Source organism: Massilia sp. Soil_C_3, from assembly GCF_057657035.1.
This window is the reverse complement of record NZ_JBDGJG010000009.1, coordinates 334,724-349,340: the sequence shown is the minus strand read 5'-3', so window position 1 is coordinate 349,340 and position 14,617 is coordinate 334,724. Positions and strand designations below refer to the sequence as shown.

Annotated in this window: 11 protein-coding genes; 4 read left to right on the top strand and 7 right to left on the bottom strand. The window is 59.8% G+C overall.

What is annotated here, in order from left to right:
* The first annotated feature begins 190 nt into the window (after positions 1 to 190).
* Positions 191 to 454 (top strand): hypothetical protein, encoded by a 264-nt coding sequence (locus AC3A6F_RS20430; RefSeq protein ID WP_487684166.1) that lies wholly within the window; start codon positions 191 to 193, stop codon positions 452 to 454.
* A gap of 45 nt (positions 455 to 499) precedes the next feature.
* Here AC3A6F_RS20430 and sodC read toward each other — a convergent pair whose 3' ends face one another.
* Positions 500 to 1,021 (bottom strand): superoxide dismutase [Cu-Zn] SodC, encoded by a 522-nt coding sequence (sodC, locus tag AC3A6F_RS20425; protein WP_487684163.1) that lies wholly within the window; start codon positions 1,019 to 1,021, stop codon positions 500 to 502.
* A gap of 303 nt (positions 1,022 to 1,324) precedes the next feature.
* On the opposite strand from sodC, the gene AC3A6F_RS20420 reads away from it, so the two are divergent.
* The 3 genes from AC3A6F_RS20420 to AC3A6F_RS20410 are packed head-to-tail and all read left to right on the top strand — an operon-like array spanning position 1,325 to position 3,027.
* Positions 1,325 to 2,260: a class I SAM-dependent methyltransferase gene (locus AC3A6F_RS20420; RefSeq protein ID WP_487684160.1), complete on the top strand. Its 936-nt coding sequence runs from the start codon at positions 1,325 to 1,327 to the stop codon at positions 2,258 to 2,260.
* Positions 2,257 to 2,631, top strand: coding sequence for a hypothetical protein (locus AC3A6F_RS20415; protein ID WP_487684157.1), 375 nt, complete (start codon positions 2,257 to 2,259; stop codon positions 2,629 to 2,631). The genes AC3A6F_RS20420 and AC3A6F_RS20415 overlap by 4 nt, the downstream gene beginning before the upstream one ends.
* A gap of 24 nt (positions 2,632 to 2,655) precedes the next feature.
* Positions 2,656 to 3,027 (top strand): hypothetical protein, encoded by a 372-nt coding sequence (locus tag AC3A6F_RS20410; protein ID WP_487684154.1) that lies wholly within the window; start codon positions 2,656 to 2,658, stop codon positions 3,025 to 3,027.
* A 228-nt stretch (positions 3,028 to 3,255) separates the two neighbouring features.
* Here the strand turns inward: AC3A6F_RS20410 and rpoC are convergent, their stop codons facing one another.
* The 6 genes from rpoC to rplK all read right to left on the bottom strand — a co-directional run bounded on the left by rpoC (position 3,256) and on the right by rplK (position 14,602).
* Positions 3,256 to 7,500, bottom strand: coding sequence for a DNA-directed RNA polymerase subunit beta' (rpoC, locus tag AC3A6F_RS20405; protein ID WP_123069016.1), 4,245 nt, complete (start codon positions 7,498 to 7,500; stop codon positions 3,256 to 3,258).
* 226 nt (positions 7,501 to 7,726) lie between these two features.
* Positions 7,727 to 11,833: a DNA-directed RNA polymerase subunit beta gene (gene rpoB / locus AC3A6F_RS20400; RefSeq protein WP_487684150.1), complete on the bottom strand. Its 4,107-nt coding sequence runs from the start codon at positions 11,831 to 11,833 to the stop codon at positions 7,727 to 7,729.
* 298 nt (positions 11,834 to 12,131) lie between these two features.
* Entirely contained in the window at positions 12,132 to 12,506 is a 375-nt protein-coding gene (gene rplL / locus AC3A6F_RS20395) for a 50S ribosomal protein L7/L12 (RefSeq protein WP_487684147.1), read from the bottom strand.
* Positions 12,507 to 12,571: 65 nt separating this feature from the next.
* Positions 12,572 to 13,105, bottom strand: coding sequence for a 50S ribosomal protein L10 (gene rplJ, locus AC3A6F_RS20390; protein WP_123070149.1), 534 nt, complete (start codon positions 13,103 to 13,105; stop codon positions 12,572 to 12,574).
* Positions 13,106 to 13,469: 364 nt separating this feature from the next.
* Positions 13,470 to 14,171 (bottom strand): 50S ribosomal protein L1, encoded by a 702-nt coding sequence (rplA, locus tag AC3A6F_RS20385; protein ID WP_320473280.1) that lies wholly within the window; start codon positions 14,169 to 14,171, stop codon positions 13,470 to 13,472.
* Positions 14,171 to 14,602 (bottom strand): 50S ribosomal protein L11, encoded by a 432-nt coding sequence (gene rplK, locus AC3A6F_RS20380; protein ID WP_123070147.1) that lies wholly within the window; start codon positions 14,600 to 14,602, stop codon positions 14,171 to 14,173. Before rplK ends, rplA begins: the two co-directional genes overlap by 1 nt.
* Between the last annotated feature and the right edge of the window lie 15 nt (positions 14,603 to 14,617).

Sequence of the window (14,617 nt, the reverse complement as noted above, 5' to 3'; positions counted from 1 at the left end):
GTTGCCTGGTCATGTAAACTCCTTCGAAGGTGAATTATCCACCTATCGAGGCGTCCGGAGACATTAGACCACTACAGGGTCACATCACTGCGCGGGAACGACGCGTTTGGGCCAACGATTTTTCGATCCACTGACGAAAGAGGCGAACAATGCGCGAAGAAGACCTGGTGCTCTGCGATGGGCGCACGCGGTGGCCAATGGGGCTGGCGGCTCGATCGAGGGAGATATCGCCTATGTGACGCCGTGGGGATTCGATTGCACGCGCATCGCCTGTCCGACGCTGCTCGTGCATGGGATGCAGGATCGCGTGGTGCCGGCGTCGCACAGCGAATGGCTGGCGCGTCACGGCCGCTGGGCCGAGCTGTGGCAGCGGCTGGACGCTGGGCATGTCTCGGTGATGAACTTTGCCGCGTCGAGCCTGGTGTGGCTGCGCGGGCAGTTGCACGTGGACTGATCGCGGACGGCGCGCCATGCGCCGCCATCCGCTTTCAACACAGGATTACTGGATCACGCCGCAAGCCATGCGGCCGCCTCCGCCGCCCAGCGGCGCCGGGTGATCGGAGTGATTGTCGCCGCCGACGTGGACCATCAGGGCCTTGCCCTTGATGTCCGACATTTTCAGGCGCGGGGCCAGGACCGGGTTGGTGGCGACGCCCTTGGCGTCGACGGTCAGCGCCGGCAGGTCGCCCAGGTGGCCGTCGCCCCATGGGGTGCCGTGTTTGTTGGTCTTGGCAGGATCGAGGTGGCCGCCTGCCGCGCCAGCCGGGACGGTCTTGCCGTCAGCCTGGTTCGGCGCGCAGCTGCCGTTGGCGTGGATGTGGAAGCCGTGCAGGCCGGGCGTCAGGTCCTTGAGGTCGGGCGTGAGCACGACGCCGAACTTGGTTTCGCTGAGCGTCACGGTGCCCACGGTGGCGCCATCGCCTTTGTCGGTGGCCAGCTTGAGGGTCACGGTATTGTCGGCGGCACTGGCGGTAGCGCATACGGCGCTCAGCAGGACGGCGCTCATCCATCGCATTTTCATGGTTTGCTCCTTCGAAGATCTACAGGGATAGTAAAAAGCCAACCCAGTGTAGAACAATCCCATGCATTGGGGCGTCCTGCTGACTTGGGTATGACTGCAGGCAGAGGTTCTGTTCGAACTTATGCCAGTGCTGCCGGGATACAGGAGTTACGTGGGGCAACGATTATTGGATGCGATCGAATACGGCGCACGCTGGCATGCAAGTGCGCACGTTTGAGGAGGGGCAGATTGGCATATCCACCGCTTGCTACGCTGACCAGCAACGCCACTTGATCGATCAGGACTCCGCCATGAGAGGACGTTATGCCTGAGCGCATTTGTCCAGCATGCCATGCCAATGATACCGAGGCCGTCGACTCAGTCGACCGGCACGACCTGATCCGCAGCTATCGCCAGAAAGGCATCGACGTCAGTGCCTATCTCCATGGCGACAGCATCACCTTATGCCACTGCAACCATTGCGAACTGGGCTTCTTCGATCCAGCCTGCGTGGGTGATGGTCGCTTCTACGAACAGCTGCAGACACAGGACTGGTACTACCAGGACGACAAACCGGAATACGCCCATGCGGCAAAGCTGATTCACCAGGATAGCTCGGTCCTCGAAGTCGGCTGTGGAAAGGGAGCATTCCGGCGCTGGTTGCCGCAATCGATCCGGTACACCGGGCTCGAGTTCAATGACGAAGCGGTACAAAAGGCGCGTGTGGCTGGCCTGGATGTCAGGAAACAGCCGGTCGAGGAGCATGCCGCCGCGAGCCCTCGCTACGACGTCGTGTGCGCGTTCCAGGTGCTCGAACATGTGCAGCATCCCAAACAGTTCTTCCACGCCTGCGTCCAGGCGCTCAGGCCCGGTGGAATCCTGATGATCGCCGTGCCGGCCCAGGACAGCTTCCTGGCGATTGCACCGAACTCGCCGCTCAATATGCCGCCGCACCACGTCACACGCTGGACCGATCGCGCCCTGGCTGATCTGGCTTATAGCGAAGGCTTGCGAAAAGCCGACATCTGGCACGAGCCCGTTGCCGACTTCCACAAGGAATGGCATGCGACGACGCTGGCCTATCACGCACTGGCACGGTTCGGCGTCTACCGTCCCCGCTTGATCGACAACAGCATCCGCTACCGCTTGCTGGGCCGCGTGATAGCAGCGTCAGCGCTGCGCGGTTATCTCGTGCGGAGCGCATTGAAGAACGATCCGCGATTGGCGGCCGGCCATACCGTGATGCTGATTGCGTCATGAGCTCAAAGGACTTTGGGATGCGGCATCACACTCCCCGAGCATTACTGGCTCTCACCTGTCTTGCCTACCCCGGCGTCCTGATGGCTGAGGTAAGCGACAAGGAACCGATTGCTGTTCTTTTCTGGCAGGTAGGCACCGCTGCGGCGCTCATATGCCTCTTCACTGCCCGATTCAAGCCGTGGCTGGGCGCAATATGTTTTGTTCCTCCAGCGAGCTGGTTCGCCAGCCTGTTCCTGGAACTGCACTCGCCCGACATCAGCCTGTATCTACGATTGGAACTGGGCAACGGCTATTACCTGCAAGCGTACGCAGCATTTGTACTCGCCGTTTCGGGACTCGTCGCTGGGTATCTCTGGCACAGACGCACTTGATGTTGGACTAGCTTAAGGCAGACGATGAACATTCAACTCTTGCGTCTTTTATTTATCCTCTTGATCCCGCCCGTTGCTGTCGCCAGCGACAATCTCGAACCATATAAGCCGGCAACAGCCTCGTACTGGCTGTATGGTGGCGTACTTGGAGATCCCATCCCCCCCAAGGCGAACGACAAGAAGATTGCTTTCTCTATTGAAGGAGAAGCGGCCCAGCAGATCTTCGATGCGATTGGGCCAGACAAACATGATGCATGCACCGAGGGAAGTGGGACGCGATTTCGGGCCAGAGATAACGAGAATCTCTCGTGCACGCGTAGCAAGGAAGGCGACTACGTCTGCAACTTCGGCTTCGATCTCGTTACCGGGAAGAGCATCGGTGGAAGCATTTGCTGAATATCTTCGAGCGCTTCGACCGGGTGCCTGCTTCGTAGAATGCGTCTCACCAATCACAAGGCAGCAGCTACTATTTGCAAGCCTATGGTGCATTCGCACTTGTCATAGGCGGACTAGCCTTAGGCCATCTCTGGCATCGACGTAAGCAATCGTGATCGACGCCGCGAATTCATCTGACAAAAAAAACGGCACCCCTCAGGGTGCCGTCTTCACTAACAACTTACGCGATCACTCGCCGTCGTTATGCTGCTCAGCCGAAGCCTGTGCAGTCTGCTGGTCTTCCATCGCCTGCAACTCGGCAGCCATATTGGCCTTCTCTTGCTGCAGCAGTGCCTGACGCTCTTCCGCTTCCCACACTTCCTTCTCCTTGCGGGCGCGGTGGAATGCCAGACCGGTACCGCCAGGGATCAGGCGGCCGACGATGACGTTCTCTTTCAGGCCGCGCAGACCGTCGCGCTTGCCCATGATCGCCGCTTCGGTCAGCACGCGGGTGGTTTCCTGGAACGATGCGGCCGAGATGAACGAGTCGGTCGACAGCGATGCCTTGGTAATACCCAGCAGCACGTTTTCGTACTGTGCCGGCAGCTTGCCGACGGCGTTCACGCGGTCGTTCGCGTCCAGCAGTTCCGAACGTTCCACCTGCTCGCCGACGATGTAGTCGGTGTCGCCTGCTTCGGTGATCTGAACACGACGCAGCATCTGGCGAACGATCACCTCGATGTGCTTGTCGTTGATCTTCACGCCTTGCAGACGGTACACGTCCTGCACTTCGTCCACGATGTAGCGGGCCAGCGCTTCGATACCCAAGAGGCGCAGGATGTCTTGCGGATCGGCCGGGCCGTCCACGATCATCTCGCCCTTGTTCACGACTTGACCGTCGTGGACCAGCACTTGCTTGTCCTTGGTGATCAGGAACTCGTGCTTGTTGCCGTCCATGTCGGTGATCTCAAGGCGCTGCTTGCCCTTGGTCTCTTTACCGAACGCCACGGTACCGGTCACTTCAGCCAGCATGCCCGCGTCTTTCGGCGAACGTGCTTCGAACAGTTCGGCAACGCGCGGCAGACCACCGGTAATGTCGCGGGTCTTCTGCGATTCGGTCGGGATACGTGCCAGCACTTCACCAACGGTTGCTTGCTGACCGTCCTTGACCATGATCAGCGCGCCGACCTGGAAACCGATCGTCACGGCGTGTTCGGTGCCGGCGATCTTCACTTCCTGGCCTTCTTCGTTCAGCAGCTTGACCTGCGGACGCACGACCTTGCCCGAACCACGACGCTTCGGATCGATCGCGACCAGGGTCGACAGACCGGTCACTTCATCGACCTGGCGAGCCACGGTGACACCTTCTTCGACATTCTCGAAGCGGATGGTACCGGCGTACTCGGTGATGATCGGACGGGTCAGCGGATCCCAGGTCGCCAGGGCGATACCAGCCTTGACGGTCTGGCCATCCTTGACCAGCAGGGTCGCGCCGTACGGCACCTTGTGACGCTCGCGCTCACGGCCGTGGTCGTCGGTGATCAGCACTTCGCCCGAACGGGTAATGACGATTTGCGCGCCTTTACCGTTGGTGACGTAACGCATGGTCGCGGTGAAGCGGACCGTACCGTTCGACTTGGCTTCGACCGACGATGCCACTGCTGCACGCGATGCCGCACCACCGATGTGGAAGGTACGCATGGTCAGCTGGGTACCCGGCTCACCGATCGACTGTGCAGCGACCACACCGACTGCTTCGCCGCTGTTGACCAGGCTACCGCGGCCCAGGTCGCGACCGTAGCACTTGGCGCACAGGCCGAAGCGCGTGTCGCAGTTCAGCGGGGTGCGGACCTTCACTTCGTCGATGCCGACGCGTTCGATCTCTTCGACCATGTCCTCGTCCAGCAGTGTGCCGGCTTCGTACAGGGTTTCCTGGGTTTCAGGATTGACGACATCGGTGCCGGTCACACGGCCGAGGATACGGTCGCGCAGGGCTTCGATGACTTCACCACCTTCGACCAGCGCCTTCATGTGCGTGCCGTTGTTGGTGCCGCAATCGTCTTCGATCACCACCAGATCTTGCGTCACGTCCACCAGACGACGGGTCAGGTAACCCGAGTTCGCGGTCTTCAGTGCCGTATCCGCCAGACCTTTACGAGCGCCGTGGGTCGAGATGAAGTACTGCAGAACGTTCAGGCCTTCGCGGAAGTTCGCGGTAATCGGCGTTTCGATAATCGAACCGTCCGGTTTCGCCATCAGACCACGCATACCCGCCAGCTGGCGAATCTGGGCTGCCGAACCACGGGCGCCCGAGTCGGCCATCATGTAAATCGCGTTGAACGATTCCTGGGTGCCTTCGGTGCCGTCGCGCTTGGTGACCGGCTCGATTTTCAGCTGGTCCATCATCGCCTTGCCGACTTCATCCGAGGTCTTGCCCCAGATGTCGACGACCTTGTTGTAACGCTCGCCGGCGGTGACCAGACCCGAGCTGTACTGCTGCTCGATCTGTTTCACTTCGGCTTCGGCGGTCGCGATCATGCCCTTCTTGACGTCCGGGATCAGCATGTCGTCGACAGCGATCGAGATACCGGCGCGCGTTGCCAGGCGGAAGCCCGACTGCATCAGCTTGTCGGCGAAGACGACGGTCGCACGCAGGCCGCACTTGCGGAACGACGTGTTGATCAGCTTCGAGATTTCCTTCTTCTTCAGCGAACGATTCAGCACCGAGAATGGCAGGCCTTTCGGCAGGATCTCGGACAGGATCGCACGGCCGACCGTGGTCTCGTAGCGGGTCAGGGTCTGGTCGAAGCCACCTTCGGCATTGCGTGGGAATTCCACGATACGCACGGTGATGCGGGTCGCCAGTTCGACTTCCTTGTTGTCGTACGCGCGGATGACTTCCGACACGTCCGGGAACATCATGCCCTCGCCCTTGGCGTTGATCGCCTCGCGCGACGCGTAGTACAGACCCAACACGATATCCTGGGACGGCACGATCGACGGTTCGCCGTTCGATGGGAACAGGATGTTGTTCGACGCCAGCATCAGCGTACGTGCTTCCATCTGTGCTTCGATCGACAGCGGGACGTGGACTGCCATCTGGTCACCGTCGAAGTCGGCGTTGAACGCCGCGCAAACGAGTGGGTGCAGCTGGATGGCTTTACCTTCGATCAGGACTGGCTCGAACGCCTGGATACCGAGACGGTGCAGCGTAGGCGCACGGTTCAGCATGATCGGGTGTTCTTTGATGACTTCTTCCAGGATGTCCCAGACCACTGGCTCTTGCACTTCGACCAGCTTCTTCGCAGCCTTGATGGTGGTCGCGAGACCCATCAGTTCGAGCTTGTTGAAGATGAACGGCTTGAACAGCTCGAGGGCCATCAGCTTCGGCAGACCGCACTGGTGCAGTTTCAGCTGTGGACCCACCACGATGACCGAACGGCCCGAGTAGTCGACGCGCTTGCCCAGCAAGTTCTGACGGAAACGACCGCCTTTACCCTTGATCATTTCGGCCAGCGACTTCAGCGGACGCTTGTTGGCGCCGGTCATCGCTTTACCGCGACGGCCGTTGTCCAGCAGCGAATCGACTGCTTCCTGCAGCATGCGTTTCTCATTGCGCGTAATGATCTCTGGTGCGCGCAGTTCCATCAGGCGCTTCAGGCGGTTATTACGGTTGATGACGCGGCGATACAGGTCATTCAGGTCGGAGGTCGCGAAACGGCCACCGTCCAGAGGGACGAGCGGACGCAGCTCTGGCGGCAGCACCGGCAGAACTTCCATGATCATCCACTCAGGCTTGATGCCCGAACGCTGGAACGCCTCGAGCACTTTCAGGCGCTTCGCGTATTTCTTGATCTTGGCTTCGGATTTCGATTCCTTGAGTTCCACGCGCAGGGCTTCGGCATCGCGGTGGATGTCGATCGAGCGCAGCAGTTCACGGATACCTTCGGCGCCCATGAAGGCGGTGAAGTCGTCGCCGTACTCTTCGTACTTGGCGGCGTAGTCGTCTTCCGACATGATCTGGCTCTTCTTGAGCGGAGTCATGCCAGGATCGGTCACGACGTATGCTTCGAAGTACAGCACGCGTTCGATGTCCCGCAGGGTCATGTCCAGGACCATGCCCAGACGCGACGGCAGCGATTTCAGGAACCAGATGTGCGCGACTGGCGAAGCCAGTTCGATGTGGCCCATGCGCTCACGGCGCACCTTGGCCAGGGTCACTTCAACGCCGCACTTCTCGCAGATCACACCGCGGTGCTTCAGGCGCTTGTACTTGCCGCACAGGCATTCGTAGTCCTTGATCGGGCCAAAGATCTTGGCGCAGAACAGGCCGTCACGCTCAGGCTTGAACGTACGGTAGTTGATGGTTTCCGGCTTCTTGACTTCGCCGAACGACCACGAACGGATTTTTTCAGGCGACGCCAGGCCAATCTTGATGGCGTCGAAACTTTCGTTTTGCTGAACTTGCTTGAATAGATCGAGCAGTGCTTTCATGTATCACTCCAAAGGTGATTGATTCTGTACTGAGTACTACTGCCGCCGCTTCTCACCGATTTTCGCCGGTGCTTGCGCGGTCCGCTAACCCTTAAAACGGTCATTCCCGCGCAGGCGGGAATCCAAGTTTGCCGGCAACCACCGGGCTTAGGTTCCCGCCTGCGCGGGAACGACAATTCAAGAGCAGCAGGCCGGGCCCGAAGGCTGGCGGCCATGCTGGCCCTGCTTAGTTGCGCTCGAGATCGATGTCGATACCCAGCGAACGGATTTCCTTGACCAGCACGTTGAACGATTCCGGCATGCCGGCGTCGATCACGTGGTCGCCCTTGACCAGGTTCTCGTACACCTTGGTACGGCCGTTCACGTCATCCGACTTCACAGTCAGCATTTCCTGCAACACGTACGATGCGCCGTACGCTTCCAGTGCCCACACCTCCATCTCACCGAAGCGCTGGCCACCGAACTGGGCTTTACCGCCCAGCGGCTGCTGCGTCACCAGCGAGTACGGACCGGTCGAACGCGCGTGCATCTTGTCGTCGACCAGGTGGTGCAGCTTGAGCATGTGCATGAAGCCGACGGTAACCTTGCGCTCGAACGCTTCGCCGGTGCGGCCGTCGAACATGGTGACCTGGTTCTTCGACGGCGTCATGCCCAGGTGGGCAGCGATGTCGTCAGGGAAGGCCAGGTCCAGCATGCGGCGGATGTCTTCCTCGTGGGCGCCGTCGAACACCGGGGTCGCGAACGGCACGCCGTTCTTGAGGTTCGCCGACAGGGTCAGGATTTCTTCATCGCTGAAGCTGTCCAGGTCTTCCTTGCGGCCGGTTTCGTTGTAGATCTTGGCCAGGAACGGACGCAGATCTGCCGCCTTCGCTTGCGCCTGCAGCATTTCGCCGATGCGCCAGCCCAGACCTTTAGCAGCCCAACCGAGGTGGGTTTCCAGGATCTGACCGACGTTCATACGCGACGGAACGCCCAGCGGGTTCAGCACGACGTCGGCTGGACGACCGTCCGCCATGAACGGCATGTCTTCCACCGGCACGATACGCGAGACCACACCCTTGTTACCGTGACGACCGGCCATCTTGTCGCCCGACTGCAGGCGGCGCTTGACGGCCAGGTAGACCTTGACCATCTTCTGCACGCCAGGCTGCAGCTCGTCGCCCTGGGTCAGCTTCTTGCGCTTCTCTTCGAAGGCCAGGTCGAACTGGTGACGCTTCTCGTTGATCGATTCCTTGATCGCTTCCAGCGCGTTCGCGGTGTCGTCTTCCGCCGGGCGGATGTCGAACCAGTGGAACTTGTCCAGATCAGCCAGGTATTCCGCAGTGATCGCCGCGCCCTTGGCCAGCTTCTTCGGACCGCCGTTGACGATCTTGCCGATCAGCATACGCTCCAGACGCTCGAAGGCATCGCCCTCGACAATACGCATCTGGTCGTTCAGGTCCAGGCGATAGCGCTTGAGTTCATCGTCGATGATCTGCTGGGCGCGCTTGTCGCGCTGGATGCCTTCGCGGGTGAACACTTGGACGTCGATCACGGTGCCGACCATGCCCGAAGGCACGCGCAGCGAGGTGTCTTTCACGTCCGACGCTTTTTCGCCGAAGATCGCGCGCAGCAGCTTCTCTTCCGGGGTCAGCTGGGTCTCGCCTTTTGGCGTGACCTTACCGACCAGCACGTCGCCGGCTTGCACTTCGGCGCCGATGTAGACGATGCCCGATTCATCCAGGCGCGCCAGCTGGTTTTCTGCCAGGTTCGAGATGTCGCGGGTGATTTCTTCCGCGCCCAGTTTGGTGTCGCGAGCGACAACCGACAGCTCTTCGATGTGGATCGAGGTGTAACGGTCGTCCTTGACGACGTTTTCCGAGATCAGGATCGAATCCTCGAAGTTCAGGCCGTTCCACGGCATGAACGCCACCAGCATGTTCTGGCCCAGCGCCAGCTCGCCCAGGTCGGTCGATGCGCCGTCGGCAATCACGTCGCCACGGGCAACGCGGTCGCCAACCTGCACGATCGGACGCTGGTTGATGTTGGTGTTCTGGTTCGAACGGGTGTACTTGATCAGGTTGTAGATGTCGACGCCGACTTCACCAGCCGTCGCTTCTTCATCGTTGACGCGAATCACGACACGACCTGCATCGATGTAGTCGACCACACCGCCACGCAGTGCCTGCACGGTGGTGCCCGAGTCGACCGCCACGGTGCGCTCGATACCGGTGCCGACCACGGCTTTCTCTGGACGCAGGCAAGGCACGGCCTGGCGCTGCATGTTGGCGCCCATCAGTGCACGGTTCGCGTCATCGTGTTCCAGGAATGGAATCAGCGATGCTGCGACCGACACGATCTGGCCTGGGGCGACGTCCATGTACTGGATGCGCTCTGGCGAGACCAGGATCGTTTCGCCGGCTTCACGCGCCGAGACCAGTTCGTCGACCAGCTGGCCTGCGTCGCTGATCGCCGCGTTCGCCTGGGCGATGATGTAGCGGCCTTCTTCGATCGCCGACAGGTATTCGATCTTGTCGGTGACCTTGGAATCGTCGACCTTGCGGTACGGGGTTTCCAGGAAGCCGTATTCGTTCAGGCGGGCGTACAGTGCCAGCGAGTTGATCAGGCCGATGTTCGGGCCTTCAGGCGTTTCGATCGGGCACACGCGGCCGTAGTGGGTCGGGTGCACGTCGCGCACCTCGAAGCCTGCACGTTCGCGGGTCAGACCGCCAGGTCCCAGTGCCGAGACGCGGCGCTTGTGGGTGACTTCCGACAGCGGGTTGGTCTGGTCCATGAACTGCGACAGCTGCGACGAACCGAAGAATTCACGGATCGCGGCCGAGATCGGCTTGCTGTTGATCAGGTCGTGCGGCATCAGGTTGTCCGCTTCGGCCTGGCCGAGGCGTTCCTTGACGGCGCGTTCCACGCGCACCAGGCCGGCACGGAACTGGTTCTCAGCCAGTTCGCCGACGCAACGCACGCGACGGTTACCCAGGTGATCGATATCGTCGACTTCGCCGCGGCCATTGCGCAGCTCGACCAGGATCTTGATCACGGCAAGGATGTCTTCGTTCGACATGGTCATGTCGCCGGTCAGTTCGTCACGGCCGATACGGCGGTTGAACTTCATGCGGCCGACAGCCGACAGGTCGTAGCGTTCCGGCATGTAGAACAGGCCGTTGAACAGGGCTTCGACCGATTCTTCGGTTGGCGGTTCGCCAGGACGCATCATGCGATAGATCGCCACGCGTGCGGCGGTCTGGTCGGCGGTGTCGTCGGTGCGCAGGGTTTGCGAGATGTAGGCGCCCTGGTCCAGATCGTTGGTGTACAGCGTCTGGATGTCGGTCACGCTGGCGTCGCGCAGCTTGCCCAGCAGTTCTTCGGTCAGCTCGTCGTTGGCCACGGCGATGATCTCGCCGGTGTCCTGGTCGACGATGTTCTTGGCCAGCACGCGGCCCAGCAGGTAGTCTTCTGGCACCGAGATCGACTTGATGCCGGCGGCTTCGATGTCACGGACGTGCTTGGCGTTGATACGCTTGTCCTTGGTGACGATGGTCTTGCCCGCTTTGTCGACGATGTCGAAGCGCGCGACTTCGCCGCGCAGGCGTTCGGAGACGAACTCGAGCTCGCCGCCATCGTTACGCAGGGTGAAGTTGTCGAAGACGAAGAAGTTCGCCAGGATCTGCTCCGGCGTCATGCCGATGGCCTTGAGCAGGATCGTTACCGGCATCTTGCGGCGACGGTCGACGCGGAAGAACAGGATGTCTTTCGGGTCGAACTCGAAGTCCAGCCACGAGCCGCGGTAAGGAATGATACGTGCCGAGAACAGCAGCTTGCCCGACGAGTGGGTCTTGCCGCGGTCGTGTTCGAAGAACACACCAGGCGAACGGTGCAGCTGGGAGACGATGACGCGCTCGGTGCCGTTGATCACGAACGAACCGTTCGTGGTCATCAGCGGCAGCTCGCCCATATAGACTTCCTGCTCTTTCATTTCCTTGACGACAGGCTTGGTCGGCGATTCCTTGTCCAGGATCACCAGACGCACCTTGGCGCGCAACGGCGACGCGAAGGTCAGGCCACGCTGCTGGCACTCTTTCACGTCAAACGCAGGGTCGCCCAGCACATACGACAGGAACTCGAGGCGCGCAAAACCATTGTGCGACACGATAGGGAAAATCGAGGAGAAGGCCGATTGCAGGCCTTCGTTCTTGCGCGAGGACGGAGCGAATTCGGCCTGCAGGAAGTTCTCGTAGGATTCCAGCTGGGTAGCCAGCAGGTAGGGAACGTTGTGAACGTTGGCGCGCTTCGCGAACGACTTGCGAATGCGCTTCTTCTCAGTAAATGAGTAGTGCATGGACACTCCGTGAGTGACAGAAAGGATGGAGATTTCAGGATTTGCCAGTGGCGAACGCCACTACCACACACAAGTCCTGAAGTCTCTTACTCTTTCGCGCCAGATGAAAAGGACAAGCAAACTGCTGTGATACGATGCTGCTTCAATTCGGTACTGCCTGTTCCCTGTCGCCACTAGATTCTGACGTTTGCCGCAGGGACGACAAAAGAGCCAAAGCAGCAATTCCTTCCTTCCGGAAGGTTTTGCAAGCTTTGACTCCCGCGCTGGGCACTTGTATCAAGTGCCCGGTGCATATGTATTACTTCAGCTCGGCCTTGGCGCCAGCTTCTTCCAGCTTCTTCTTAGCGGCTTCAGCGTCAGCTTTCGGCAGGGCTTCTTTCACGGTCTTCGGTGCGCCATCGACCACGTCTTTGGCTTCTTTCAGGCCCAGACCGGTGATTTCACGGACGGCTTTGATGACGCCGACTTTGTTCGCGCCGACTTCGGTCAGGACGACGTTGAATTCGGTCTGCTCTTCAGCAGCTGCACCAGCGGCTGCGCCACCGGCTGCAGGTGCTGCCATTGCAGCGGCCGACACGCCGAACTTCTCTTCGAATGCCTTGACCAGTTCGTTCAGGTCCATGACGGACATTTCGCTCACTGCGTTCAGGATATCGTCTTTGCTAATTGCCATTTGAAACTCCAGTTTTGATTTGTGTGTAGTTCAGTTAGTACTTGAGAAAAAAGGCTGTGCTTAAATTAAGCAGCAGCGGTTTCTTCGGCTGCCGGAGCTGCCTCGGAAGAACCTTCGCCTTTTTTCGCTGCCAGTGCAGCCAGACCACGTGCAAAGCCCGACACCGGAGCCAGCATGACGCCCAACAGCTGCGAGATGAGGACTTCACGGGATGGGATGCTTGCCAACGCGGTAACACCAGCTACGTCGAGCTGCTTACCTGCGTAGTTACCGGCTTTGATGACCAGCTTGTCGTTGGTTTTAGCGAAGTCATTGATGACTTTTGCTGCAGCAACGGCGTCGTCCGAGATCGAGTAGATCAGCGGACCGGTCATGGAATCAGCCAGCGAGGCAAACTGCGTGCCTTCGACAGAGCGGCGAGCCAGCGTGTTCTTCAGAACACGCAGGTACACGCCCTGGGCACGTGCGGTTGCACGGAGCTTGGTCAAGTGACTAACCTGGATGCCACGGTACTCAGCCACGACGATGGTTTGCGCAGTTGCTACTTTTGCGGAAACTTCTTCGACGACGACCTTTTTGTCATTCAGATTAAGACCCACGGTCAATCTCCTTAAATGATAGGGACGAGATGTCCTTATCGGTTCGAACACACGGCGTCCGAAGTTAAGAAGTCTTAAAACTGAGCGGATAAACTCACACAGCTGGACTACAAAACTTGTTCGGGTACACCATCTGCGTTGGGTGGTTTATTAACCGTCAGCTCAACCTCTGCTTTCGGCCCAACGGTCTTTGATTGCCTGCCGGAGCGGTGTTCAGCCCCGACAGCCCAAAGATGCGCGCCACATAAGTAACGACTTAAACTTGGATCCCCGCCTTCGCGGGGACGACGATGCAAGCACCGTCGCTTGGATCCCCGCCTTCGCGGGGACGACGACTCGAAAGCCGCCGCTTAATGCTTGCTGATCAGGCAGCAGCCGAGATCGAAGCGTGGTCGACGCGAACGCCGGCGCCCATCGTCGACGACAGGGCGACCTTGCGCAGGTACACGCCTTTCGAGGTCGCTGGCTTGGCCTTGTTCAGGGCGTCGATCAGGGCAACCAGGTTGCTCTTCAGATCTGCGTCGCTGAACGACTTGCGGCCGATGGTCGCGTGGATGATGCCCGACTTGTCGGTACGGTACTGGACCTGACCGGCTTTGGCGTTCTTGACCGCGGTAGCGACGTCTGGGGTCACGGTGCCGACTTTCGGGTTAGGCATCAGGCCACGTGGGCCCAGGATCTGACCCAGGGTACCGACGATACGCATGGTGTCTGGCGAAGCGATGACGATGTCGAACGGCATGTCGCCGGCCTTCACGCGCTCTGCCAGGTCTTCCATACCGACCACGTCGGCGCCGGCTGCTTTAGCAGCTTCAGCCTTGTCACCCGAAGCGAACACAGCGACGCGCACGGTCTTGCCGGTGCCAGCTGGCAGCACGACCGAACCGCGAACCACTTGGTCCGACTTCTTCGGGTCCACGCCCAGTTGAACGGCGACGTCGATCGACTCGTTGAACTTGGCAGTGGCGAATTCCTTGACGATCGACACAGCGTTGTCGAACTCGTAGACCTTGTTACGGTCAACTTTTGCTTTGATTGCTTTAACGCGCTTGGACAGCTTAGCCATTACAGACCCTCCACCGTGATGCCCATCGAACGTGCCGAGCCAGCGATGATACGCACTGCTGCGTCCATGTCGGCGGCGGTCAGGTCCGGCTGCTTGGTTTTTGCGATTTCTTCAGCCTGGGCGCGGGTCAGCGACGCAACCTTGTCGGTGTGCGGCTTTGGCGAACCCTTGGTGATGCCGGCGGCTTTCTTGATCAGGTAGGTTGCCGGTGGGGTCTTCATCACGAAGGTGAAGGACTTGTCGGCGAACGCGGTGATCACGACCGGGATTGGCATGCCTGGCTCGACACCCTGGGTCTGGGCGTTGAACGCCTTGCAGAATTCCATGATGTTCAGACCGCGCTGACCCAGTGCTGGACCGATCGGTGGGGATGGGTTTGCTTTACCAGCTGGAACTTGCAGCTTGATAAAGCCAATGATTTTCTTTGCCATGAAAGGCTCCTATCT

Bases quoted from the DNA above. Each gene is read 5' to 3' on its own strand.
- sodC (WP_487684163.1), bottom strand. From the start codon at position 1,021: ATGAAAATGCGATGGATGAGCGCCGTCCTGCTGAGCGCCGTATGCGCT.
- AC3A6F_RS20420 (WP_487684160.1), top strand. From the start codon at position 1,325: ATGCCTGAGCGCATTTGTCCAGCATGCCATGCCAATGATACCGAGGCC.
- AC3A6F_RS20415 (WP_487684157.1), top strand. From the start codon at position 2,257: ATGAGCTCAAAGGACTTTGGGATGCGGCATCACACTCCCCGAGCATTA.
- AC3A6F_RS20410 (WP_487684154.1), top strand. From the start codon at position 2,656: ATGAACATTCAACTCTTGCGTCTTTTATTTATCCTCTTGATCCCGCCC.
- rpoC (WP_123069016.1), bottom strand. From the start codon at position 7,500: ATGAAAGCACTGCTCGATCTATTCAAGCAAGTTCAGCAAAACGAAAGT.
- rpoB (WP_487684150.1), bottom strand. From the start codon at position 11,833: ATGCACTACTCATTTACTGAGAAGAAGCGCATTCGCAAGTCGTTCGCG.
- rplL (WP_487684147.1), bottom strand. From the start codon at position 12,506: ATGGCAATTAGCAAAGACGATATCCTGAACGCAGTGAGCGAAATGTCC.
- rplA (WP_320473280.1), bottom strand. From the start codon at position 14,171: ATGGCTAAGCTGTCCAAGCGCGTTAAAGCAATCAAAGCAAAAGTTGAC.
- rplK (WP_123070147.1), bottom strand. From the start codon at position 14,602: ATGGCAAAGAAAATCATTGGCTTTATCAAGCTGCAAGTTCCAGCTGGT.